We start from the raw sequence: 23089 nt of genomic DNA on the forward strand, positions 1-23089 counted from the left end.
GCTCTCCACCTCACCCATTTCGAATACCGATACCTACCGGATTCTTGTTGAGATCACGTCATTGTGGGACGCACTGCACTCTGGGTGTCATCATTGCTACGCCTATCACCTACGGCGTTGGCCTCGAAATATTCGGCAGCACACTGTGGCCCGAAGTCGTCGGCGCTATGTAGGCGCAGTGGCCATAGGCGTTGCATTTCGCTACTCTGCTGAGGCTCACACGGGTGGTCGAAGAGCGTGGGCCGCAATGCGGAAATTTTTCAGGAGCGACCTGCTGATTTTCAGGAGCGACCTGCTGACCGTGTCCGTCTTCGAGCTCGGCCTATTAGGTTGGCTGGCGCTAATGCATTTTCTTGTTTTCCACGAGACCCTGCGGCCTGGTAGTCCGGTGTTTTGGCTCATGATCCAGGTCGGGCTGATCATCGGCTTCTTCGCCGCCTGGCCGCCGACCTCGTTGCTGATCCGGCGCGGCGTCAAAACGGAATTGCTGGGCACGCCGCAGTAGGTGGTGATGCTGCCCTTGCCGAAAACCTCGTCCGCGCAGGTTACGCGGCATGCTCGTACTCGTGGAGGATGCCGCCGAGGCGCCCGCGTCTTCGTATGTTGAGGTAGACCATCTTGTCCGGATCGACGATCGGCTCCGGCAAGGGGTGGCAGCGGGCGGGCGTTGGCTATGCCCTGGTGAGGCCGGTGGCAGTTGTAGAACTCTTCGAACTCCCGTAGGGCGTGGAGGAGATGGTGCTGGTTCCAGATCAAGGTGCGGTCCAGGAGTTCTCGCCGGCAGGTCTGCACCCACCTCTCCATGATCGAGTTCATGCGGGGCATCCGGACGCCGCTGAGCACGACTTCGATCGCCGCATCCTTGAGGACTGCGTCGAACAACTCGGAGAACTTCCCATCCCGGTCCCGGATCAGGAACCGCGCCCGGCAGCCGGCGTCCTCGAGGTCCATGACCAGGTTCTTCGCGGCCTGCGCCACGCAGGATGCGGTCGGGTGCGCGGTGGCGCCCAGGATTCGGATCCGCCGGTTGGCGTGCTCGATCACCGCGAACACGTACATCCGCGCCCCGGCCAGGGGTAACCGTTTCGAGGAAGTCGCAGGCCAGCAGGGCGTCGGCCTGGGAGCGCAGGAAGTCGGCCCAGGTGCTGGAAGCCCGCTCCGGGGCCGGGTCGATCCCGGCCTCCTTCAAGATCTCCCACACGGTCGACGCGGCCACCTTCACCCCTAGAACCAGCAGTTCGCTGTGCAGGCGCCTGTACCCCCAGCTGGGATTCTCCCGCGCCAGGCGCAGCACCAGGGCGCGGACGGAACGCACGGTCCGCGGCCGGCCCGGGCGCCTAGGCCGGGACATGTGCGCGTGGCGGCGGGCGACCAGGTCGCGGTGCCAGCGCAGCACCGTGTCGGGGCGCACCAGCAGCCGCACTCTTCGTAGCACGTCGCGCGGCAGCCGGTGCAGCAGCGCCGCCAGGAACGCCCGATCGCTCGGGGTGAACCGCACCTTCTCCTTACCGATTTGCCGCTCCAGCACCGTGATCTGATGGCGCAGCGCAAGGATCTCCAGGTCCTTGTCTCGATCGCTCATCGGCCGCAGCCGCAGCATGGCGAACGCGTTCGTCACACCCAGGTAAGCCAGTCGCAGCAGCACGGCGGACCATCATGCCGCAGCGATCACCAGCTGCCCGAGAGGGCAGCGCAAGCAACCCGGGTCAAGGTTCCCGACATCCCGTACACCGGCTCTCACCAGGCCGGATGAGGTTTCCGGCAGGGGCAACGTCGAAGTGGTTGCCGGAGAAGGTCAGCGTCTCCCCGTTGAGTAGGGGCCGGATGATCTGGAGCGCCTCCTCGAACATCTCGTGCCGCTGCTCCACGTGCGGCCAGCCGCCGACCACGTGCTCGTTGAGGTTCTCCCCGGCGCCCAGCCCGAGGGTGAACCGGCCGTCCGAGAGCACCCCGATCGTGCTGGCCTTCTGCACCACCACCGCTGGGTGGTAGCGGCGGATCGGGCAGGTCACGAAGGACATCAGCGCGGCCCGGCTGGTCGCGTGGGCGACCGCGCCGAGCACCGACCAGGTGTACGGCGAGTGGCCCTGCGAGTCGAGCCACGGATAGTAGTGCTCGGACGCGACGAGGTGGTCGAAGCCGGCGGCCTCGGCGCGGACGGCGTGGGAGACCAGCTCCTTCGGGCCGGCCTGCTCGCCCAGACTTCTGATCGAGTGGGGGCGGAACGACGGATATCCCCACCTGACCCCTTGACTGCGAGGAAAAGCGTCAGCAATGATGCCTCGCATGCCGGATTCCCCCACCGTTGACGAGCTGGACAGGCGCATCGTCCTGGCTTTGCAGCTGAACGCCCGCGCCTCGTGGAAGCAGATCGCGAACGCGCTGGGCGCCCCCGAGTCGACGGTGACCCGGCGGGGGCAGCTGCTGCTGGCAGACCACGTCGTTGCCGTGACCGGGGTGCTGGACCACCTGCGCTGCGGACTGGGCATCTCGATCTACATGCGCTTCCGCGCCCGGCCAGGCCGTGCCCTGGCCGTGGCCCAGGCGGTGGCCGCGCTGTCGGCCCCGCGATTCGTCACGATCACGATCGGGTCATTCGACGTCGCCGCGGAGGTCGTGGTCAAGAGCCACCGCGACGTGATGTCCGTCGTCAGCCAGCTCGAGAGCATCGACGATGTCGTGGAGTCGGAGTCGATGGTCGTCATCCGCAAGTTCAGCGCGTTCGAGGAGTGGGATCCGGGCCTGCTCGGCGGCCAGGCCACCGGCGTACTGCGCACCGGCGGTGCGGTCACCGACTACGCCCACCGCGACTGGGTGGAACCGGAGCAGCTGACAGAACAGGAATTCGAGATCGCGCGAATCCTGGCCGAGGACGGGCGCGCCACGTACGCCACGATCGCCGCACGGACCGGCATCAGCGAGTCGACGGCCGCCCGGCGGGTGGAGTCGCTCGTCAAGCGCGGATGCCTGAGGTTCCGCTGTGTCTTCGAATCTCCCGTGATCGGGTTCGGGGTGGAGTTCCTGCTCTGGCTCATCGTCGAACCTGGCCGCATCGATGAGGTGGGGGAGAGGCTGGCCAAACACCCCTCGACACGGTACGTCTCCGCCGCCACCGGTCGGCACAACCTGATCCTCCAGGGCGTCCTGCCGCACTACGGGGACCTGTACCAGTACACAACGCAGGTCGTCGGCCAACTGCCCGGCCTCGTCACGGCGGACCTGACCCTGCAGGTGCAGACCCTCAAGCGCGCATGGGTTCCCATCGGCCCCGACGGCCGGCCATCACCGAAGGAGCACAGATGAACCAAGAGCCCTGGCAGTGGGACGAGCCCACCTGGCGCGGGCACATCGGGAAGGTGCGCGCCGGCCGCAGCCTGACCCCGGACCAGTGGCCTGGGGGAGCACGCGTGGCGGTCGCCATCTCGTTCGACTCGGACCACGAGACGATCCCGCTGCGGGACGGCGAGACCAGCCCAGGCAAGCTGGCGCAGGGAGAGTACGGGGCTCGAGTCGCTGCTCCCAAGATCGTCAGATTGCTGGGTGAGTACGACGTCCCCGCCTCGTTCTTCATGCCAGCGGTCTCAGCGCTGCTGCATCCCGAAGAGGTCGAGGCGTACGTGGCCGGCGGCCACGAGGTCGCCGTCCACGGCTGGATCCATGAGCGGAACATGCTCCTGGGCAGGGACGACGAACTCGACCTGACCGGGCGGGCCCTGGACACCCTGGAGCGGCTCTCGGGGGCCCGGCCCACCGGCATACGCACCCCCAGCTGGGACTTTTCCGAGAACACGCTGTCGGTCATCAGAGAGCTCGGGTTCGTCTACGACTCGTCGCTGATGGCTGACGACGAGCCGTACGAGCTGGTCGCCGAGGGACAGCCCACCGGGATCGTGGAGATCCCGGTGGAGTGGATCCGCGACGACGCGCCGTACTTCATGATGGAGCGCTACGCCAGCCTCCGCCCGTACATGCCGCCGCGTTCAGCCCTGCAGATCTGGATCGACGAGTTCGACGCGGCCCGCGCGGAGGGCGGCCTGTTCCAGCTGACCCTGCACCCGCACATCATCGGCCACCGCTCCCGTCTGGTCGTCCTGCGAGCCCTGCTGGACCACATCAGCCAGCACGGCGACGTCTGGTACGGCACCCACGCGCAGATCGCCGATCTGCTGCGACCTTCCATCTCCCGCGTCAACCGAGAAGAGACAGCATGAGCAGCGCAAGCACCACCGCCACCGAGGCCGTCGGTCGGGTTGCCAGCACGAGGCTCACCCCGAAGCAGCGCAAGGCGATCCTCGCCGGCTCCATCGGCAACGCCGTCGAGTGGGTCGACTGGGCCCTGTACGCGACCCTCGCGCCGGTGTTCGCCAGCCAGTTCTTCCCCAGCGAAGACCCGGTCGTCAGCCTGCTCGCGACCCTGGCCGTCTTCGCCGTCGGCTTCGTCATGCGCCCGATCGGCGGGGCCGTCCTGGGCGCCTACGCCGACCGCCACGGACGAAAGAAGGGCCTCACCCTGACCATCGGGCTGATGGCCGGCGCCTCGATCCTCATCGGTCTGATCCCCACGTACGCCACCATCGGCCTGCTGGCCCCGATCGTCCTCCTGCTGGCCCGGCTGGTGCAGGGCTTCTCCGCGGGCGGTGAGTTCGGCTCGTCCTCCTCGTTCCTGGTGGAGTCGGCCGCCCCCGGCCGGCGTGCCTTCGCCGGGTCGTGGCAGCAGGTGTCCGTCGGCTCGGGGGTGCTGATCGCCTCGGGGACCGGCTACACGCTGACCTCGCTGATTAGCGACGAGGCCATGGCGTCCTGGGGCTGGCGGATCGCCTTCACCGTCGGCGGCCTGCTGGGCCTGATCGGACTGTGGCTGCGGGTCTCCGTCGCCGAGACCGACAGCTTCACCCGGGCGAGCGCCGAGGGCCGGACCCGCACCAAGAACCCCCTGACCGCCGTGTTCCGCGACCACCCCATGGCGGCGCTGCGGGTCGTCGGCATCACCATCGCCGGAACGCTCCTCTACTACATCTGGATGAGCTACATGCCCGGGTACGCCAAGAGCGCCATGGGCATCGACCTCAACGAGGCGCTGCTGGCCAACACCATCGCTTCCGCCTACTTCATCACCCTGCTGCCCTTCGTGGCGCTGCTGTCCGACAAATTCGGCCGGAAGGTGACCATGTTCGGCTTCGCCTTCGGCTTCCTGCTGTTCGCGTACCCCGCCTTCCAGCTGCTGGAGCACGGCACGTTCGGAATGCTGCTCCTCGTCGAGCTGATCGGCGTCACGCTCCTGACGGGATACTCGGCCAACTGCGCAGTGATCATGACGGAGCAGTTCCCCCCAGAGGTGCGCTCCACCGGAGTCGCGCTGCCCTACGCCCTGGCGGTCGCCCTGTTCGGCGGCACGGCGCCGTATGTCACGACCTGGATGGCACAGGCCGGCCATCGCGGCCTCACCTGGGTGTACGTCGCCGCGGCAGCCCTGATCGGGTGCGTCGTCTACGCCACGATGCCGGAGACGAAGGACAAGGAGTTCGTGTGAGCTGCCGCCACGTTCTGATCACCGGCGCCGCCGGCGGCATCGGCCTGGCCTGCGCTGCCGCGTTCGCAGCTGAGGGTGACGCCATCACGGGCGTCGATGCGCGGCAGTCGGAACTGACGTCCGCGATGGCCGACCTCGCCCACCGGTACGGCGTCGCGACCGAGTCGATCGCCGCCGACCTGGCGAGCCCGGACTGCGGCGAGATCATTTCCCGCGCCGCCGCGGCGCAAGGGCCCGTCGACGTGCTCGTCAACGCAGCCGGCATCTACCCGGCGAACCCGCTTCAGCAGATGAACGCCGAAGATTGGGATCGGGTCCAGCACGTCAACGTGCGCGCCCCCGTGCTGCTCACCGTTGCGCTCGCCGCGCAGGACCACCGGCCAAGCGCCGTCGTCAACATCAGCTCCGGCGCCGCGACCCGGGCCCGACCCGGCGCCGCCCACTACTGCACCTCGAAAGCGGCGTTGGAGATGGCCACCAAGGCGTGCGCAGTCGAGTTGGCGCAGGCAGGGGTACGCGTCAACGCCGTGGCGCCGGGCTTCATCGAGGTCGACAGCCCGGTGAACCCGGTGACGGACGACTACGCCGCCGCGGTCTCGGTCAACCCCCTCGGCCGAACGGGCCAGCCGTACGAGATCGCAGCCGCCGCCCTCTGGCTGGCCAGCGACGCCGCCAGCTTCACCACCGGCGCCATCCTGCGCGTCGACGGAGGCGCGACGGCGGGCACCACGAGCCTGCCGACCCACTACCCGACGACCACGCCCCTGCAGCGGGCCCAGTGAGGAACGACGTGACGCCAGCAGAGAAGAGTTCATACACCGTGGTCGGCGCCGGCGCGATCGGCGGCACTCTGGCGCATCATCTCGCCCGCGCGGGCCACCCGGTCACCGTCGTCGACGCTGATCGGGAACACGTTGCCGCCATCGCCGAATCTGGCATCACCCTGGTGCACGGCGACGAGGCGGCCTCGGTGCCCGTGGCGGCGGCCATCACGCCAGACGGGGGAGCGGAGTCCCTCGGACGGGTGCTGCTCGCGGTGAAGGCGCAGGCCACCGAGAAGGCGCTCGACTGGGTCGCGCCCCGCTTGGCCGAGGACGGGTTCGTCGTATCGCTGCAGAACGGGTTGAACGAGCAGCTCATTGCCGCCCGCGTGGGCGCCGGCCGCACCGTTGGCGCATTCGTCAACCTGTTCGCTGACGTGACCGGCCCCGGGCAGATCCGCGACGGCGGTCTGGGTGCCCTCGTCATCGGCGAACTGGACGGCACCGAATCCGAGCGGGTTCGCTCGGTGGTGGCCGACCTGCAGTCGTGGGGTCCGGCCCGTGCCACCACCAACGTGGACGGGTACCTGTGGTCCAAGCTCGGGTTTGGGGCGATGCTGACCGCCACCGCGACAGCCGATGTCGCCATGGCGGACCTGATCGACCGGCACCGCCCCCTGATGCACGCGTTGGTCGCGGAGGTCTTCGCGGCCGCGCGGCAGCGCGGGATCTCCCTCGAGGCGTTCGACGCGTTCGACCCGGCCCCGTACGCCGGAGACGACGACGCGGCCAAGGATCTCGCGACTGACCGGCTGGTCGCCTGGCTGTGCACCCAGCCGAAGGACCGCAGCGGCATCTGGCGCGACATAGCCGTTCGTCACCGTCCGACCGAAGTGCCGACCCACTACGGTGCCGTGCTTGACGCCGCCGTCGCCGCCGGCGTCAAGACACCGCTGCTCGTGGCACTACTTGGGGAGATCGAGGAGCTTGAACGCGGCGGGGAGATGTCCGAGGAGCGCCTGCGCCGGCTGGCGGAGGTCGCGCGGTGAAACGCCTGCCCACCGCCAGCGTTGTCGACGCCGTCGATGTGGAGGCTCTGCACGGCTGGGTTGTCGACCGGGCGCGGCATCTCGTCGACGACCTGGTTGCGCTCGCGGAACTGGAAACCCCCAGTGACGATCGTGAGCTGCTGGCCAAGGGTGTGACGTTCGTCGAGGAATGGGTTCTCGACCGGCTCGGTGCGCCAGCGCGACGTGTGCGGCACGAATCTGCCGAGCACGGGTCGACGCTCGTGCTGGACTACTCGGGGACCGGCCAGCGCCAGGTCGTGGGTCTCGGGCACTACGACACCGTGTTCGGCGCCGGGACGACGCGGTCGTGGCCGGTACGCGTCGACGGCGACCGGGTCAGCGGGCCAGGCGTGTTCGACATGAAGGGCGGGCTCGTGCAGCTCATGTGGAGCCTGCGAGCGCTGCATGAGCTTGGCGTCCCGCGGCCTCCGGTGCGGCTCGTGCTCAACGGGGACGAGGAGATCGGCAGTCCCTTCTCGCGCCCGGTGCTGGAGCAGGCCGTCGCCGACGCCGCTGCGGTGCTGGTCTTCGAGGCCAGCGCCGACGGTGCGGTGAAGACGGCCCGGAAGGGAGTGGGCCTCTTCGACGTCACCGCGCGAGGCGTCGAGTCGCACGCCGGGCTGGACCCGGAAGCGGGCGCGAGCGCGATCGATGAGCTCGCCCGGGTGATAACCACCCTGCACGCGGGTGCCGACCTGAAGCGTGGCACCTCCATCAACGTCGGTGTCGTGAGCGGCGGCACGCGGGCGAACGTGGTCGCCGGGTTCGCGCAGGCCAACATCGACGTCCGGGTCGCCACCGCGGAGGAAGAGGCTCGCGTCGACGCGCTTCTTGCGTCACTGGCCCCGCGAGACGAACGGGTGAAACTGGAAGTCTCCGGAGGCTGGAACCGTCCGGTCATGCCCCGCAGCGACGAAATTGGGCGCATGTATGCCCTCGCCAGAAGGGCCGCCGCGCGGCTGGGGGTGGACCTTCGCGAGGCGTCCGTGGGCGGGGCCAGCGACGGCAACTTCGCCGCCGCACTCGGGATCCCGGTCCTTGACGGCTTCGGCGCCGTCGGCGGCGGTGCTCACGCCAGACACGAGCATGTGAGCATCACCGGCATGGTCGAACGCACTGCGCTGGCCGCCAGCGTCATAGCTGCGTTCGCCGTCGAGTGATCCGCCGCTACGCCAGCAGGGCCCGGCGATACATCGGGGAACTGCCCGAACCGCCGGGTCCGGCCCCTGAGCCACGAAAGGAGGAGTCGTGTTGAACGCCACCTCGGCCTTCGAGCCGATCCGATTGCGCGACATCACCATCCCCAACCGGATCTGGATGTCACCGATGTGCCAGTACTCGGCGAGCGGAGACGGTCTGCCCACCGACTGGCACCTGGTCCACTATGGTTCACGCGCGGTTGGCGGAGTCGGCCTGGTGCTGGTGGAGTCCACCGCCGTCGGGCCACGCCACCGCTCGACGGCGGCCGATCTGGGTCTCTGGAACAAGGAGCAGGCTGGCGCGCACCGGCGCCTGACGTCGTTCATCCTCGACGCCGGGGCCGTGCCCGCGGTGCAACTGCAGTGCGCCGGCCGCAAGAGCTCGCACCAGCGCCCCTGGGAGGGGAAGGGGCAGAACGGCGCCGTCCCGCCGGCCGTCGGCGGGTGGACGCCGTTGGCCCCCTCCGCGATCCCGTTCGGGGACCTGTCGGAACCCTGCGAGGCGATGCCCGAGGACATCGACGAAGTGGTTGCCGCGTTCGCCCGCAGCGCCGCATTGGCACATGAGGCCGGCTACCAGGCCGTGGAGGTCCATGCCGGCCACGGCTACCTCCTTCACCAGTTTCTCTCGCCGCTGTCCAACCACAGGACGGACGAGTACGGGGGAAGCCTGGAGAACCGGATGCGGCTGACGCTGCGGGTCGCACAATCCGTGCGCGAGGCGTTCCCCGCGGACAAGCCGGTGCTCGTGCGGGTCACGGCCACCGACTGGGCGCCGGAGGGGATCACCGTGGAGGAGGCGGTCCCGCTGGCCAAGGAACTCGCGGCGCTCGGCGTCGACCTGCTCGACGTCACCTCGGGAGCTCTGCAGCCCGCCTCCCCTCCGCCGACGGGGGACGGGCTCAACGTGGCGTTCGGCCGAACCCTGCGGGAGGCTTCGGGGCTACCGGTCGCCCCGGTCGGCCGGATCAGCCACCACGCCTTGGTCGATGACGTCCTCGCCCGTGGTGATGCCGACGCCGTCCTGATCGGCCGGGCCTTGCTTCGCGACCCCTATTTCGCACTGAGGAATCGGGACGCAGGCAAGTCGGTCTGGCCGAGGAGTACCACCGGGCGCTCTAGGAAGGCTGCCGCCGCGTCGTGTTGGAGTTGGTTGCTCGCCAACTCCGCACCGCCCGGAACGATCATCGCGGTCAAGGGCGCCGACGGCAAGCTCCTGCTGCAGGGCTGGCTGCGGACACGCCGATCGCACCGACGACCCAGGCCGGTCCCCGTTCGCGGGCGTGGTGGGCTAGCTGCCGCCACAGCGCGTCGGTGATGTCGCTGTCGTAGCGCTCGTACACCAGTAGCTTGCGCAGTTCGTCCAGCGGCATCGTCGTGTCCGGCAGACCTGGCACCGGGCGGGCGTCGAACGCCAGCGGCGCGGGTTCGGAGGTCCGCAGCTCGAACGCCTTCTCGGCGGTGGTCAGCGCCGTGTCGGCCGTCCTCGTGTGGGTTGTCGTTGCCATGGTGTTATCCCTTCGAAGGAAGCGCTTCGCCTTGCGCGAGGGCCGAGACCTCGATTGGGACAGCCGGACCTGACACCACGAGCGGTTGTCAGACCGGGACAGGTCGTGCCCGGTCGTGTCGGGTTCGCCGGTGTGTCGATCGTCCGCGCGCCGCTGTGGCGGTTGTCAGTCGGCCCGGGGACCGGTTCTGTCAGGTCGGTGGCGGGTTCGATCGGCCTGTCAGCGGCGCACCGGGGATCGTCAGTACGCCCGCCGGTCCGGGGGCCACCAAGGATGATCAGTTCGCTGTCAATCGAGCAGTGCCCGCAGGAATACCCGTTCGTCCTCTGGGACATATGAGGCGTAGTAGTCGTAGAGATTCTGGCGGGCGATTCGTGCCGCCGCGGTGCCGTCGCCAGCTCGTACCGCCTCAAGCACCTCGGCGTGGTGGCTGATGCTCTCCTCCATTTGCGCGGTGCGGTCGAGCGCGTGCACGATCTTCTCCGCGATGAGGGTGAGCGCCACCGACCGCACCACCTGATTGCAGACCTGGAGCAGTCGATTGCCGCTGGCTCGCGCGACTGCGTCGTGGAACGCCACGTCGGCCTGGCTGAACTCCTCGTATCCGAGGAAAACACTGTCGCGCATCACCTTCAGCCCCGCGTCCATCTCGGCGAGCTGCTCTTCGGTGCGCAACTGGGCGGCGAGCAGGTTGGCGGTCGCGTCCAGCAACATCCGGAACTGGATGAGTTCGGTGAGGGTCAGTTCGGAGAGGCGGGCCAGGGTGGTCATCGACTTCTGCAAGGTGACCGGGGAAAATGGCATGATCTCCGCACCCGCCGGGTCGCCCGCCCGGGAGCGCACCATGCCGTTGCTTTGGAGGACCCGCAGCGCTTCGCGCACGGTCGCGCGGCTGACCGAAAACTGCTGGACTAGGTCTCGCTCGGAGGGCAGTCGTTCACCCGGGCGCAGGTCACCGCGGAGGATCGCCTCCTCGATCTGCTGCACGATCCGTTCGTACGCCCGCACGGGCTGGACCGGCTGAAATCGCGGCCGTTGGGCCACTGGCTACCCCTCGTTGTCAAAGTCTGCAAGAGCGCTGGCGACCAGCGGGATCGCCGTGGTGGGGCGAAGCGATCCGGTCAATAATGACCGTCTGCCGGAAATGGTAACGCCCTACGGCGTCCGGCCGGCGCGACGGGCGAGTCGCGCCGGCCGGGTTCGCCGAGTGTGATTCGTCAGGTCAGGATCAGCTCCGGACTGCCGTTCGGCGCCGGATCAGCAGGGCGCCGGCCAGCCCGACGAGCCCGACGAGGGCCAGCAGTCCGTTGACGAGCAGCGGTGACGGACCACTGCCGGCAGAGGAGGAAGTGCTGGCGAACGACACCGTCTGCCGCGATTCGTCGGACTTCTTCTGTTCAGATGCCGGCGCGTTCGACCGGCCGCTCTGCCCGTTGGCCGCGGAGCCGCCCACCGGCGGGGTGCCGTCGGAGATCTTCCCGTTGGCAGTGGCCAACGACTCGGCGGTCACCTCCGGTGCCTCGCCCCGCTTGTCCGCGGGTATCGGGCTGAGCGCGTCGCACGCCGAGGGGTACCGGTCGCAGTAGCTCCTCGCCGTGCCGACGGTGGTGGCGTTGAGAATCGCGTGCCCGACCGCCCGGGTCAAGGTGTCGGCGGCCGCGTTGAAGATGCGGTTGAGCTGGCCACCATCGGCGTTGACGCGCAGCGGGGTGCCGTCGCCGGTCGAGATCGCGAAGACGGTGTCACCATCGCTGAGGGTGTGGATCGGGTTGATCGCCCGGGCCAGGCCGTCATGCGCGTTGCTGGCCATGCGGGCGGCGGCGGCCTTCTCCAGCGGCGCGTTGGTCGCGACCACCGCGATGGTGGTGTTCATCGACGGCTCCTCAGCCTTGGCGCCGGATGCGCCGGGCGGGTTGCACTCCTGCTTCTTCGGCGTCTGCAGGCCGCGGAACTCGCCGGCCACCTCGTACCGCGCGGCGAGCAGCGAGCAGTCCCGAGGGTCCACCGGGGACCCGACCGAGTTCACCACGACGATCGCTCCGACGACGATGCCGTTGTCGAGCACCATGCTGGCGGTGCCGACCCCGCCCTTCAGGCCACCCGAACGCGCCCCGGTGCCGCCGCCGACCACACCCTGCGCGACGGCGCCGGCCTTGGCGTTCTCGGCGGCGAGCCAGCCCCAGCCGGGGGCGGTACGAGCCCGGAAGTTGCCGCCCCGGCCGAGATCGAAGATGTCCGCGGCCGGAACGATCGGAGCGACTCCGTTGCCGACGCCGACGCCCTCGCCGCGTTCCTCGAGCCAGCGGATGACGCCGTCGGCGGCGGACAGGCCGTACATGCTGCTCCCGCCGAGCATCACCGCGTTGACGCCGGGGTTGGAGTTGAGCGGATCGAGCAGGTCCGTCTCCTTGGTGGCCGGCGCGCCACCTGCCTGGTCGACGCCGGTCACGGACATGCGTGGGGTGTAGACGACCGTGCTGCCGGTGAGGTACGGGGCCCGGGTGGACTGGACCTGGCCGACCTGGACGCCCGGGACGTCGGTGATCGCGTTGTGCTGGCCGGGCAGGCCGGGAGTGCCCGCCGCCGCGGCGGGACCGGGGGTGGCGACGGTGGCGGCCGCGAACACCAGCGCCCCCGCGAGCAGTGCGGCGGACCGCGATGCCATGGATGTCATGAGATCCCCTCTCTGCGGAGTGGATGCCGGACATTTTCCGAGGCCGGGATCGACGGCCCCGGATCCGGCGAAGACCTTGGGATTGAGCTCTTGACCTCTCCTGCGGGCGAGTGAGAGCGTGGGGTCCACTGAGGCTACTGGTCAGACCAGGCAGGGTAAAGAGCGTCCGCAAAGAACGGAGAGCTCGGCGTGCAGGACCCCCGCGTGGCAGTGATTCCCGGCGACGGCGTGGGCCCCGAGGTGGTCTCGGCCAGCCTTCCGGTGCTCCGCGCCGCCGCCCGGCGCGCCGGCAGCAAGCTGGACACGATCGAGCTCGACTGGGGCGGCGAGCGGTATCTGCGCACCGGGAGGGCGATGCCGCCGGACGCCGTTGACGTACTCCGCGGCTTTTCCGCGGTGCTGTTCGGGGCCGTCGGCCGACCGGACGTGCCCGACCACGAGCTCATCTGGGGCCTGATCATCGGGATACGTCAGGCGCTCGACCTCGCGGTCAACGTCCGGCCCGTCCAGTCCTGGGCCGGCGTGCCCACCGTGCTGCGCGAGCCGGACGGGATCGACCTGGTCATCGTGCGGGAGAACACCGAGGGGGAGTACGCGGGCGTCGGCGGCCGGGCACACGCCGCCACCGCGCACGAGCTCGGCATCGAGGTGGCCGTCCACTCCCGACCCGCCATCCTGCGGGCTGCCCGCTACGCCTTCGACCTCGCGCGGACGCGCCGGGGCAAGGTGAGCCTGGTGACCAAGTCCAACGCGCTCCGCCACGGCTACACGCTCTGGGACTCCGTCGTGGCCGAGGTGGCGGCGGAAAATCCCGACGTGGAGTGCGAGCACGTGCTGGTCGACGCGATGGCCGTCCGGCTCGTGCAACAGCCCCGCGAACTCGACGTACTGCTGTGCAGCAATCTCTTCGGCGACATCCTCTCCGACCTCGCGGCCGTGCTCGCTGGCGGAATGGGCATGGCGCCGAGCGCGAATCTCCTACCTGGTGGCGACGTGCCGGCGCTCTTCGAGCCGGTGCACGGCTCGGCCCCGGACATCACCGGGCGTGGCGTGGCCAACCCGGTCGCGTGCATGCTGTCCGGAGCGATGCTCTTCGACCACCTCGGCCTGCCGGTGGCCGGGCGAATCGTGCGAGACGCGGTCGCGGCCGCGCTGCGCGATCCTTCCCTGCGCACCCCCGATCTCGGTGGCAACGCCACCACGAAGGAGCTCGCGGCGGAGATCCTGGCCGCCGTCGAGATCACCACCGCACCATGATCACGTCCCACCCGTCCGTTCGCCAGCCCGGACCGGCCTCGCCCGGCCCCTGCCCCAGGAGAAAAGCCGTGACACGACCGTTCGCCCGGCTCGTGGCGGTGACCGCGACCGTCACGCTCGCGATCGCCGCCGCGGGTTGCTCATCGGGAACCTCGGGAGGCTCCGCCACCACCTCGAGCCTGTCGGTGGGCTTCGTCGCCGAACCGGCCAACCTCGACTTCACCAGCACCGACGGCGCCGCGATCCCGCAGGCGCTGCTCGTCAACATCTACGAGGGCCTGGTCAAGCTCGACCAGGACGGCAAGATCGTGCCGCTGCTCGCCGAGTCGTGGGACGTCAGCCCCGACCGCAAGACCTACACGTTCCACCTGCGCGACAATGTCACCTTCACCAACGGCAAGAAGTTCACCGCCGACGACGTCGTGTTCAGCATCAACCGGGTCAAGACCGACTGGAAGGTCTCGCTGAAGTCGGCCATGGACGTCGTGGCCAACGTAGAGAAGAAGGACGACACCACCGCGGTCGTCACCCTGACCAAGCCGAACAACTCCTGGCTTTACAAGATGACCACCCGGATCGGCGCCATGTTCAGCCGGGACGGGGTCGCCGACCTGGCCAACAAGCCCGTCGGCACCGGCCCCTACAAGCTGGAATCCTGGCGTCGCGGCGACGCGATCACCTACGTGGCGAACGAGAACTACTGGGGCACGAAGCCGAAGGTGGGCAAGGTCGTGCTCAAGTACTTCAAGGACGCCACGGCCTTGAACAACGCTCTGCTGACCGGCGGCATCGACATCATCTCCACCGTCCAGGCCCCCGAGTCGATCCAGCAGTTCTCCGACACCTCGAAGTACGAGGTCATCGAGGGCACGACGACCGGCGAGGTGCTGCTCTCGTTCAACAACTCGAAGGCTCCGCTCAACGACAAGCGGGTCCGGCAGGCGATCCGGTACGCCATCGACCACAAGGCGCTGCTGGACACCGCCTGGGCCGGGCGCGGCCAGCTCATCGGCAGCATGGTGCCGCCGACCGACTCGTGGTACGAGGACCTGACCAACCTGTACCCGCACGACCCCGCGAAGGCCAAGGAGCTGCTGGCCCAGGCCGGACAGAGCAACCTCAAGCTGCGGATGCGCATCCCCAACCTGCCCTACGCCGTCGCGTCGGCCCAGGTGGTCAAGTCGCAGCTCGCCGCGGTGGGGATCACCGTGGACATCGAACCGCTGGAGTTCCCCGCCCGGTGGCTGGACGTCGTGTTCAAACAGGCCGACTACGACATGTCGATCATCAACCACGTCGAGCCCCGCGACATCACCGCGGTCTTCGGCAACAAGGACTACTACCTGCGCTACAACAACCCGAAGGTGCAGGAGCTGTTCGCCAAGGCCGACGCCGGCACCGAGGACGAGCAGGTCGCCGCGATGAAGGAGGCCGCGCGGATCATCTCCGAGGACGCCGCCGGCGACTTCCTCTTCCTGTTCCCCAACCTCATCGTGGCGAAGAAGGGCATGACGGGTCTGCCGAAGAACCTGGTGTCCGAGTCCTTCGACCTGAGCGTGCTGTCCCCGTCCGAGGGCTAGCACGATGGGCCTGTACCTGCTGGTCCGCGCGGCGGTGCTCGTGGTGAGCACCGCCGTCGCCTCGGTCGTCGTCTTCGCGGTCATGGCGGTGCTTCCCGGCGACCCGGCCGAGGTCGCGCTGGGAGTCAACGCCACGGCGGAGGCGGTTGCGGCCAAACGTGCCGAGTTCGGCACGGACCGGCCCCTGACCACCCAGTTCCTGGACTGGGTGTCGGGCCTGCCGGCCGGTCACTTCGGCGTCTCCTACGTCACCTCGGACCGCATCGGTCCACAGATCGTGGACCGGCTCGGGGTGACGCTCTGGCTGGTGCTGTTCGGGATGCTGCTGGCCGTCGTGGTGGCGGTTCCGCTCGGCACCGCCGCCGCGGTACGTCACCGCACCGTGGGCGGGCTGCTCCTGTCCGGGCTCAGCCAGATCGGCGTGGCCGTGCCGGCGTTCCTCGCCGGCATCCTGCTGGTGTTCCTGTTCGCGGTCACCTGGCAGGCCCTTCCCTCCGGCGGCTACACCCCGCTGCGGGAGGACCCCGCCGCCTGGTTCCAGCAACTGCTGCTGCCGTCCCTCTCCCTCGGCCTGGTGCAGGGCGCGGTGCTCAGCCGGTACGTCCGATCCGCGGTGCTCGACGTGATGCGAGAGGACTACATCCGCACCGCCCGTGCCAAGGGACTCGGGCTCTATCGGGCACTGTGGAAACACGGTGCGCGCAACGCCGCGATCCCCGTGGTGACCGTGCTCGGTCTGCAACTGGCCACGCTGCTCATCGGGGCCGTCGTGGTGGAGCGGGTCTTCACCCTTCCCGGCCTGGGCAGTCTCCTGCTCGACGGTGTCGCCAATCGCGACCTGCTGCTCGTGCGGGGCACCGTCATGGTGCTCGTCGTCGCCGTACTCGGCATCAACTTCCTGGTCGACGTCCTGTACGCCCTGCTCGATCCGAGACTGCGGGGGGTCCGATGACCGCACTGGACAACCTTCCGGCCACGGACCTCCGGTACCGCCGGTGGCGCCGTGTCAACCCCAGCATGATGGTCGGCGGCACCCTGGTGGCACTGGTGGTGCTCGCCGCCCTCACCTCGTTCGTCTGGACGCCGCACGACGCCGTGCACGTCGACGCGGCGCACCGGCTGGCACCCGCGTTCAGCGACGGCTTCCTCCTCGGCACCGACAAGTTCGGCCGGGACGTGGCGAGCCAGCTGATGGTGGGCGCCCGCACGACGCTCTTCGTCGGGATCGTGGCGGTGGGCGTCGCCGCGGTACTCGGAACCCCGCTCGGCGTCCTCGCCGGTATGGCCCGCGGCTGGCTCAGCGAGGTCGTCATGCGGGCCAACGACCTGCTCTTCGCGTTCCCCGCGCTGCTGCTCGCGATCATGCTCGGTGCGGTCTTCGGCGCGAGCACCCTCACCGCGATGATCGCGATCGGCGTCGCGACGATCCCGGCGTTCGCCCGGGTCGCCCGCGGCCAGACCCTCGGCGTCATGCACACCGAGTACATCCTCGCCGCCCGCGCCGCCGGACGGTCCCGGCTCGCGATCGCGCTGCGCCACGTGCTGCCGAACATCGCCAGCATCCTCATCGTCCAGGCGTCGGTGTCGTTCGCCATCGCCATCCTGGCCGAGGCCGCGCTGTCGTTCCTGGGCTTCGGCACCCGACCACCCACCCCCTCCTGGGGCCGCATGCTCCAGGAGTCGCAGGAACTCCTGTTCTCGACGCCCCGCCTGGCGTTCCTGCCCGGCCTCGCCATCGCCCTCGCCGTACTCGGCTTCAACCTGCTCGGCGACGGGCTGCGCGACTGGCTCGACCCCAAGCTGCGGGAGCACCGATGACGGCCGCGGCACAGGCACCCGGCATCGGGACCGCGACGGACGCGGTGCTGACGGTCGACAACCTGGGCATCCAGGTCGGTCCGGTTCCCCTCGTGGAGGACGTCTCCGCCACCATCGGCAGCGGCGAGCGGGTGGGGCTGATCGGTGAATCCGGGTCCGGCAAGTCCCTCACCGCGCTGGCGCTGATGGGCCTGCTGCCCGAGGGCCTGCGGGCCACCGGGTCGATCCGCCTGCGCGGAATGCCCGACGACCTGCTGCGAACCGGTGAGCGCCAGCTGGCGAAGGCCCGCGGCAAGGCCGTATCCATGGTGTTCCAGGAGCCGATGACCGCGTTGAACCCGGTGATGCGCATCGGCGACCAGGTCGCGGAGGTGATGCTGCTGCATCGCACCCGGGCCAGCCGGGCCGAGGCGGCCGCGGCGGCGGTCGAGCTGCTCGACCGGGTACGCCTGCCGGACCCGAGGGCGACCGCCCGGGCCTTCCCGCATCAGCTCTCCGGTGGCCAGCGCCAGAGGGTAATGCTCGCCATCGCGCTCGCCAACGACCCCGCCCTGCTGATCTGCGACGAACCCACCACGGCCCTCGACGTCACGGTGCAGGCACAGATGCTCGACCTGATTCTCGAGCTGGCCGCGGAACGGAACACAGCGCTGCTCTTCATTACCCACGACCTGGCCGTGGTGGCCACGGTGTGCCAGCGCGTCCTGGTCATGTACGGGGGCCGGGTTGTCGAGACCGGCGAGGTGTACGACGTCTTCACCGCGCCCCGGCACCGCTACACCGAAGGTTTGATCGCCGCCTCCGACCTGACCGTCGTCGACGAACGGGGCCGCCTCCAGACGATTCCCGGAGCGGTGCCCAACGGCGGTGACTTCCCGGACGGATGCGTCTTCCGCACCCGGTGCCCCCAGGCGACCGCCCGGTGCGAGCGGACACCAGAGTGGTCCGGCACCACCGCGCGGGGGTTCGCCTGCTGGCACCCCGTGGGGGAGGACCGATGACCGAGACTCCGCAGATCGGTACGCCCGGGCCGGCCCGCGTCCCCGGCGACGCGGTGCCGGCGACCGCGAGCACGGGGCCGGACCTGGTGATCAGCGCCCGGCAGGTGGTCCGCCGCTACCGGCGTCCCCGTCGCTCCCTGACCCGGCCCGGGCCGCTCGTCGAGGCGCTCCGCGGGATCGATCTCGACATCGCGTACGGGCAGCGGCTCGGCATCGTCGGCGAGTCGGGGTCGGGCAAATCGACCCTCATCCGGCTCCTCGCCGGCCTGGACCGCCCGACCTCCGGCTCCATCAGCTTCGCCGGACGGGAGATCACCCGGCTCCCGGACCGGTCGCTCAAGTTCCTCCGCCGGAACCTGCAGATGGTCTTCCAGGACCCGATGAGCTCACTCGACCCCCGCATGACCGTTCGCGACATCATCAGAGAGCCCCTCGTGGCGCTGGACCATCCCAACCCCAGGGTTCGCGTGGCGGAACTGCTTGACGCCGTCGGGCTGCCCGCGGCGGCGGCGCACCGCTACCCGCACCAGTTCTCCGGCGGTCAGCGACAGCGGATCTCCATCGCCCGGGCTCTCTCGCCACATCCGAAGGTCCTCGTAGCCGACGAGCCGGTCAGCGCCCTGGACGTCTCGGTCCGGGCACAGATCCTCAACCTGCTCATGGACCTCGTCGACGACTTCTCGCTGACCCTGGTCTTCGTTTCCCACGACCTGTCGGTCGTCCGGCACCTGTGCGACACCGTGGTGGTGATGCACGACGGCGAGATCGTCGAGCGCGGCCCCACCACCGCTGTTTACGAGCGCCCGACCCACCCGTACACCCGGGCGCTGCTCGCCGCCGCGCCCACGCTGCGACAGGCCCTCGCGGTCCACGCGGCGAACCGAGACCGGAAGGAGTCGCAGCAACGATGAGCGTCTCGGCCGAGGTTGACACCATCCGCATCGACGAGGAGGGCGTGGTCGCCTTCACCCAGGCTCTGGTACGCATCCCCAGCGTCAACGATCCCGGCAACGGCCGGTCCGAACAGCCGGCCGCCGACCTCGTCGCCGCCAAGATGCGCGAGTTCGGCTGGAATCCCGTCGTCTCCGAGGCCGCACCCGGCCGCCCCAACGTGGTGGCCGTCGTGGACGGCGGCGGTGGCGACGGGCCGACCCTCATGTTCGAAGGGCACACCGACGTCGTCACCGAGGGCGCCCTCGACACCTGGACCGTCGACCCGTACGGCGCGGAGATCCGCGACGGGCGGCTCTACGGCCGCGGCTCCGCCGACATGAAGGCCGGGGTGGCGGCCATGCTGTACGCGGTGCGCGCCCTGCAGTCGGCCGGGCCGTTCCCCGGCCGGATCAAGGTGTGCGCCCTGGCCGACGAGGAAGGGCTGATGCTCGGCGTCCATCACTTCGTGGACTCCGGTCTCGCCGCGGACGTCGACGCGGCGATCGTGTGCGAGCCCGAGGCCGGCGAGATCTGCCCGGTGTCCAAGGGGGCGATCCGGTTCCGGGTGGACTTCCACGGCCGGATGGCGCACGGCGCCATGCCGCAGCACGCCCGCAACCCCATCCGTACCGCCGGAGCCTTCGTACTGAAACTGGCCGTGCTGGAGCACGAACTCCAGTCCCGCCACGGCACACACCCCCACCTGGGCCTGCCGTACGTCACCCCGACGGTGGCCACCGCGGGCGACCTCGACCAGATCAACGTGATCCCCGCGTACGCGACCGTCGCGATCGACGTGCGCACCGTGCCGGGAGTGGCTCACCCGTCCCTGGTCGAACGGGTCCGCGGCATCGCCACGGCACTGGGGAAGGACGACGAGGTGCGCGCCGAGGTCGCGGTCCTGGTCGACCGGCCGCCGGTGGACACTCCCGTCGACGCCCCGGTGGTCGCCGCACTCGCAGAGGCGCACACCGTGGTGACGGGCGAGCAGCCGACGTACGGGGGAGTGCCGGGTACCACCGACGGCACCATCCTCACCGCCCGCGGCGGCGTGCCGAGTGTCGTCTACGGCCCCGGCGGCAAGTGGATCGCCCATCAGGCCGACGAGTACGTCGAGCTCGCCGACATCGTCCGCTCCACCAGGGTCTACGCCGAGGCGGCCCGCCGGTTCCTGCACGCACCCCGTCCGGTCGGTAACCGGTGACCGCACCGGTTCGACCTGGGCCGAGCAACACCCTGACCGACGTCGCGGGTGTCCGGGTCGGGCACCACCAGCGGACCGGCGGCGGCTGGCTCACCGGGACGACGGTGGTGGTCGCACCGGCCGGCGGGGCGGTCGCCGGCGTCGACGTCCGTGGCGGCGGCCCCGGCACCCACGAGACCGACGTGCTCGACGCGCGAAACCTGGTCGACCGGGTGCACGCGATCCTGCTCGGCGGCGGCAGCGCGTACGGGCTGGCCGCAGTCGCCGGTGTGGTGGACCGCCTGGCGGATGCCGGGATCGGTTTCCCCGTGGGCACCGAGCCGGGGCAGGTGGTACCGATCGTTCCCGCCGCGGTCCTGTTCGACCTCGGCCGCGGCGGCGACTTCCGCGCCACTCCCGGCCCGGACTTCGGGTCGGCCGCCTACGACGCCGCGACCGACGGGCAGGTGGCGCTCGGCACGGTCGGGGCGGGCACCGGTGCGGTGGCCGGCGGCATCAAGGGCGGCGTTGGCTCGGCCAGCGCAGTCGTCGGTGGTGTGACCGTCGGCGCGCTGGCCGTGGTGAACGCGGTCGGCTCGACCGTGGACCCTGCCACCGGCGAGCTGTACGGCGCCCGGTTCGGCCTGGCCGGCGAGTTCGACGGCGCGCGCCCGCCCAACCAGCGGGAGCGGGCCGCCGCCCTGGAGGCCGCCGAAGCGCCCGCCGCGGCAGCCGGCCGTGGCGTCGACCGGTCGTTCCACACCACGATCGGTGTCCTCGCAACCGATGCGACGCTGACCAAGGCCCAGTGCCAGAAGCTAGCCGGCATCGGGCACGACGGCATGGCCCGCGCCATCCGGCCGGTCCACTCGATGTTCGACGGCGACACCGTCTTCGCCCTGGCAACCTGCGCCGGTCCCGCCCTCGACCCGGTGGCGTTCAACGCGGTGCTCGCCGCGGCCGCGGACGCGTTCACCCGGGCGGTGGTCCACGGCATCCTCGCCGCAGGCAGCGCCGGGGGATACCGCGCGTACGCCGACATCTTTCCCAGCGCCGTTCAGGAATGGAGGCGACGATGAGTCTGTTCGAGGCACCGTTCCCGGCCGGCCTGCCGATAGGCGGTGGTTGGGTCCCGGCGCCGACCGCGCCCGTGCGGTTCCCGTACGACGGGTCGGCGGTCGCCGAGGCACCTCTCGGCGACGTCGAGCTGGCGCGCACCGCGCTGGACGCCGCGGCGGCCAGCGCCGACACGATTGCGCGCCTGCCCTCGCACGTCCGCCGGGCGGCCCTGCTGAACACCCGCGACGCGCTCGCTGCCCGGCGCGAGGAGTTCGAGCGGCTGCTCGTGCTGGAGACCGGAAAGCCGCTGGTCGACTGCCGGACGGAGGTGGCCCGTACCCTCGTGACGCTGGAGACCGCGGCCGAGGAGGTGGCCCGGCTGCACGGTGAGACGGTGCCGCTGGACCTGCTGCCGTCCGGCGAGGGACTGATCGGGTTCTGGACGCGCCGGCCGATCGGCGTGGTGGTCGGCATCGCCGGGTTCAACTACCCCCTGCTGCTCGCCACCCACAAGATCGCGCCGGCGCTCGCGGCCGGCTGCCCGGTGGTGTGCAAGCCCGCGCCGCAGACGCCGCTGGCAACGCTCTGGCTGGTGCACCTACTGCGCGAGGCGGGCGCAACGGTCGGGCTGCCGCCGGAGGCGGTGCAGCTCGTCACCGGTGGCGTGGACGTGGGGGAGACGCTGGTGACCGACCGGCGGGTGGGTGCCGTGTCGTTCACCGGGTCAGCCGCCGTGGGGCACACCATCGCCCGGGCCGCCGCACCCACCAAGGTCCTGCTCGAACTCGGGTCCAACGCCGCCCTGGTGGTGTCCGCCGACGCGGACCTGCCCGCCTCCGCCGACGCCGTGGCACGCGGTGGCTACTACGCCTCCGGGCAGGCGTGCATCTCCGTGCAGCGGGTGCTGGTGGAGGCGCCGGTCGCCGAGGAGTTCCTCGGGCTGCTCACCGATCGGGTCTCCGCCGTGACCGTGGGCGACCCGCGTGACGAGGCCACCCGGGTTGCGGCGTTGATCGACCCGCGGTCGACCCGGCGCGTCCGCGGGTGGATCGCCGAGGCGGTCGCGGCGGGCGCGAAGGTCGTGGCGGGCGGCGACGACGACGGCGGGATGCTCCGGCCGACCGTCCTCGCCGACGTGCCGGACGGCCTGGCCGCGTGGGACGAGGAGATCTTCGGCCCGGTGGTCTGCGTGCGCGCGGTCCCCGACATTGACACCGCGTTCGACCTGGTCAACCAATCGCGGTACGGCCTGCACGCGAGCGTCTACACCCGGTCCCTATCGACCGCTTTTGCCGCCGTGGAACGGCTGCAGGTGGGCGGGGTCGTGGTCAACGAGGTGCCGGGATTCCGCGCCGACAACATGCCCTACGGCGGAGTCAAGGATTCCGGCATCGGCCGGGAAGGCCCCCGCTTCGCGGCGGAGGAACTGACGGTGACCCGGATGGCGATCATCCGGTCGGCCTGAACCCCCTGTCGACGCCATGGGCCCGCATCACGAGGACTATCCATGAGCAAC

20 protein-coding genes and 3 pseudogenes are annotated in these 23089 nt (G+C 70.1%); 18 read left to right on the forward strand and 5 right to left on the reverse strand.

The genetic code is table 11. The features are described from left to right. The first annotated feature begins 178 nt into the window (after positions 1-178). Positions 179-505 carry a DUF4396 domain-containing protein gene (locus ACFOYX_RS09320; protein ID WP_377533882.1) on the forward strand — a complete coding sequence of 109 codons (327 nt, stop codon included), beginning with the start codon at positions 179-181 and terminating at the stop codon, positions 503-505. A gap of 212 nt (positions 506-717) precedes the next feature. On the opposite strand, the pseudogene ACFOYX_RS09325 reads toward ACFOYX_RS09320, so the two are convergent. The 3 pseudogenes from ACFOYX_RS09325 to ACFOYX_RS09335 form a co-directional block, all read right to left on the reverse strand. Then, positions 718-1059: pseudogene (locus tag ACFOYX_RS09325) on the reverse strand (integrase); the annotation flags it as partial. A gap of 187 nt (positions 1060-1246) precedes the next feature. Further along, positions 1247-1600, reverse strand: a pseudogene (locus ACFOYX_RS09330) (integrase); the annotation flags it as partial. 136 nt (positions 1601-1736) lie between these two features. After that, positions 1737-2210, reverse strand: a pseudogene (locus tag ACFOYX_RS09335) (TIGR03557 family F420-dependent LLM class oxidoreductase); the annotation flags it as partial. Between the two features lie 76 nt (positions 2211-2286). Here ACFOYX_RS09335 and ACFOYX_RS09340 point away from each other — a divergent pair. The 8 genes from ACFOYX_RS09340 to ACFOYX_RS09375 all read left to right on the forward strand — a co-directional run bounded on the left by ACFOYX_RS09340 (position 2287) and on the right by ACFOYX_RS09375 (position 10141). Beyond that, positions 2287-3303 (forward strand): AsnC family transcriptional regulator, encoded by a 1017-nt coding sequence (locus ACFOYX_RS09340; protein ID WP_322443239.1) that lies wholly within the window; start codon positions 2287-2289, stop codon positions 3301-3303. Further along, entirely contained in the window at positions 3300-4211 is a 912-nt protein-coding gene (locus ACFOYX_RS09345; protein ID WP_322443238.1) for a polysaccharide deacetylase, read from the forward strand. The genes ACFOYX_RS09340 and ACFOYX_RS09345 overlap by 4 nt, the downstream gene beginning before the upstream one ends. After that, entirely contained in the window at positions 4208-5530 is a 1323-nt protein-coding gene (locus ACFOYX_RS09350) for an MFS transporter (protein ID WP_322443237.1), read from the forward strand. Before ACFOYX_RS09345 ends, ACFOYX_RS09350 begins: the two co-directional genes overlap by 4 nt. Further along, positions 5527-6312 carry an SDR family oxidoreductase gene (locus ACFOYX_RS09355; RefSeq protein WP_322443236.1) on the forward strand — a complete coding sequence of 262 codons (786 nt, stop codon included), beginning with the start codon at positions 5527-5529 and terminating at the stop codon, positions 6310-6312. The genes ACFOYX_RS09350 and ACFOYX_RS09355 overlap by 4 nt, the downstream gene beginning before the upstream one ends. After that, positions 6309-7340: a 2-dehydropantoate 2-reductase gene (locus tag ACFOYX_RS09360; RefSeq protein WP_322443235.1), complete on the forward strand. Its 1032-nt coding sequence runs from the start codon at positions 6309-6311 to the stop codon at positions 7338-7340. The genes ACFOYX_RS09355 and ACFOYX_RS09360 overlap by 4 nt, the downstream gene beginning before the upstream one ends. After that, a complete protein-coding gene (locus ACFOYX_RS09365) occupies positions 7337-8521 on the forward strand; it encodes a M20 family metallopeptidase (RefSeq protein ID WP_322443234.1) in 1185 nt (394 codons plus the stop codon). Before ACFOYX_RS09360 ends, ACFOYX_RS09365 begins: the two co-directional genes overlap by 4 nt. Before the next feature lie 88 nt (positions 8522-8609). Then, positions 8610-9878 (forward strand): NADH:flavin oxidoreductase/NADH oxidase, encoded by a 1269-nt coding sequence (locus ACFOYX_RS09370; protein ID WP_322443233.1) that lies wholly within the window; start codon positions 8610-8612, stop codon positions 9876-9878. A 32-nt stretch (positions 9879-9910) separates the two neighbouring features. Beyond that, the gene (locus ACFOYX_RS09375) at positions 9911-10141 is read left to right on the forward strand and encodes a hypothetical protein (RefSeq protein ID WP_322443232.1); all 231 of its coding nucleotides are present in this window, start codon (positions 9911-9913) and stop codon (positions 10139-10141) included. A gap of 215 nt (positions 10142-10356) precedes the next feature. Here ACFOYX_RS09375 and ACFOYX_RS09380 read toward each other — a convergent pair whose 3' ends face one another. Both ACFOYX_RS09380 and ACFOYX_RS09385 read right to left on the reverse strand, forming a co-directional pair. Continuing rightward, complete coding sequence (locus tag ACFOYX_RS09380; protein WP_322443231.1) at positions 10357-11055, reverse strand: FCD domain-containing protein; 699 nt, start codon at positions 11053-11055, stop codon at positions 10357-10359. A 241-nt stretch (positions 11056-11296) separates the two neighbouring features. Next, complete coding sequence (locus ACFOYX_RS09385) at positions 11297-12733, reverse strand: P1 family peptidase (protein WP_322443230.1); 1437 nt, start codon at positions 12731-12733, stop codon at positions 11297-11299. A gap of 213 nt (positions 12734-12946) precedes the next feature. Here ACFOYX_RS09385 and ACFOYX_RS09390 point away from each other — a divergent pair, with 213 nt between their 5' ends. From ACFOYX_RS09390 to ACFOYX_RS09430, 9 genes are all read left to right on the forward strand, one after another. Beyond that, complete coding sequence (locus tag ACFOYX_RS09390) at positions 12947-13999, forward strand: isocitrate/isopropylmalate dehydrogenase family protein (protein ID WP_322443229.1); 1053 nt, start codon at positions 12947-12949, stop codon at positions 13997-13999. Between the two features lie 68 nt (positions 14000-14067). Further along, positions 14068-15579, forward strand: coding sequence for an ABC transporter substrate-binding protein (locus ACFOYX_RS09395; protein WP_322443228.1), 1512 nt, complete (start codon positions 14068-14070; stop codon positions 15577-15579). Positions 15580-15583: 4 nt separating this feature from the next. Continuing rightward, complete coding sequence (locus ACFOYX_RS09400; RefSeq protein ID WP_322443227.1) at positions 15584-16531, forward strand: ABC transporter permease; 948 nt, start codon at positions 15584-15586, stop codon at positions 16529-16531. Then, on the forward strand, positions 16528-17397 hold the full coding sequence (locus tag ACFOYX_RS09405; protein WP_322443226.1) for an ABC transporter permease: 870 nt from the start codon (positions 16528-16530) through the stop codon (positions 17395-17397). The genes ACFOYX_RS09400 and ACFOYX_RS09405 overlap by 4 nt, the downstream gene beginning before the upstream one ends. Beyond that, entirely contained in the window at positions 17394-18398 is a 1005-nt protein-coding gene (locus tag ACFOYX_RS09410; protein WP_322443225.1) for an ABC transporter ATP-binding protein, read from the forward strand. Before ACFOYX_RS09405 ends, ACFOYX_RS09410 begins: the two co-directional genes overlap by 4 nt. After that, positions 18395-19309 carry an ATP-binding cassette domain-containing protein gene (locus ACFOYX_RS09415; protein WP_322443224.1) on the forward strand — a complete coding sequence of 305 codons (915 nt, stop codon included), beginning with the start codon at positions 18395-18397 and terminating at the stop codon, positions 19307-19309. Before ACFOYX_RS09410 ends, ACFOYX_RS09415 begins: the two co-directional genes overlap by 4 nt. After that, positions 19306-20535 carry a M20 family metallopeptidase gene (locus ACFOYX_RS09420; RefSeq protein ID WP_322443223.1) on the forward strand — a complete coding sequence of 410 codons (1230 nt, stop codon included), beginning with the start codon at positions 19306-19308 and terminating at the stop codon, positions 20533-20535. The genes ACFOYX_RS09415 and ACFOYX_RS09420 overlap by 4 nt, the downstream gene beginning before the upstream one ends. Next, positions 20532-21593 carry a P1 family peptidase gene (locus ACFOYX_RS09425; protein ID WP_322443222.1) on the forward strand — a complete coding sequence of 354 codons (1062 nt, stop codon included), beginning with the start codon at positions 20532-20534 and terminating at the stop codon, positions 21591-21593. The genes ACFOYX_RS09420 and ACFOYX_RS09425 overlap by 4 nt, the downstream gene beginning before the upstream one ends. After that, a complete protein-coding gene (locus tag ACFOYX_RS09430; protein WP_322443221.1) occupies positions 21590-23038 on the forward strand; it encodes an aldehyde dehydrogenase family protein in 1449 nt (482 codons plus the stop codon). Before ACFOYX_RS09425 ends, ACFOYX_RS09430 begins: the two co-directional genes overlap by 4 nt. Positions 23039-23089 lie beyond the last annotated feature (51 nt).

The sequence above is a fragment of the Micromonospora sp. GCM10011541 genome (assembly GCF_042650725.1).
GTDB classification, from domain to species: Bacteria; Actinomycetota; Actinomycetes; order Mycobacteriales; family Micromonosporaceae; genus Micromonospora; species Micromonospora sicca.

What these genes read in the sequence shown, in the direction of transcription:
- ACFOYX_RS09385 (WP_322443230.1), bottom strand. Translation starts at nt 12,733, where the DNA reads ATGGCATCGCGGTCCGCCGCACTGCTCGCGGGGGCGCTGGTGTTCGCG.
- ACFOYX_RS09410 (WP_322443225.1), top strand. Translation starts at nt 17,394, where the DNA reads ATGACGGCCGCGGCACAGGCACCCGGCATCGGGACCGCGACGGACGCG.
- ACFOYX_RS09400 (WP_322443227.1), top strand. Translation starts at nt 15,584, where the DNA reads ATGGGCCTGTACCTGCTGGTCCGCGCGGCGGTGCTCGTGGTGAGCACC.
- ACFOYX_RS09415 (WP_322443224.1), top strand. Translation starts at nt 18,395, where the DNA reads ATGACCGAGACTCCGCAGATCGGTACGCCCGGGCCGGCCCGCGTCCCC.
- ACFOYX_RS09405 (WP_322443226.1), top strand. Translation starts at nt 16,528, where the DNA reads ATGACCGCACTGGACAACCTTCCGGCCACGGACCTCCGGTACCGCCGG.
- ACFOYX_RS09430 (WP_322443221.1), top strand. Translation starts at nt 21,590, where the DNA reads ATGAGTCTGTTCGAGGCACCGTTCCCGGCCGGCCTGCCGATAGGCGGT.
- ACFOYX_RS09420 (WP_322443223.1), top strand. Translation starts at nt 19,306, where the DNA reads ATGAGCGTCTCGGCCGAGGTTGACACCATCCGCATCGACGAGGAGGGC.
- ACFOYX_RS09350 (WP_322443237.1), top strand. Translation starts at nt 4,208, where the DNA reads ATGAGCAGCGCAAGCACCACCGCCACCGAGGCCGTCGGTCGGGTTGCC.
- ACFOYX_RS09345 (WP_322443238.1), top strand. Translation starts at nt 3,300, where the DNA reads ATGAACCAAGAGCCCTGGCAGTGGGACGAGCCCACCTGGCGCGGGCAC.
- ACFOYX_RS09340 (WP_322443239.1), top strand. Translation starts at nt 2,287, where the DNA reads ATGCCGGATTCCCCCACCGTTGACGAGCTGGACAGGCGCATCGTCCTG.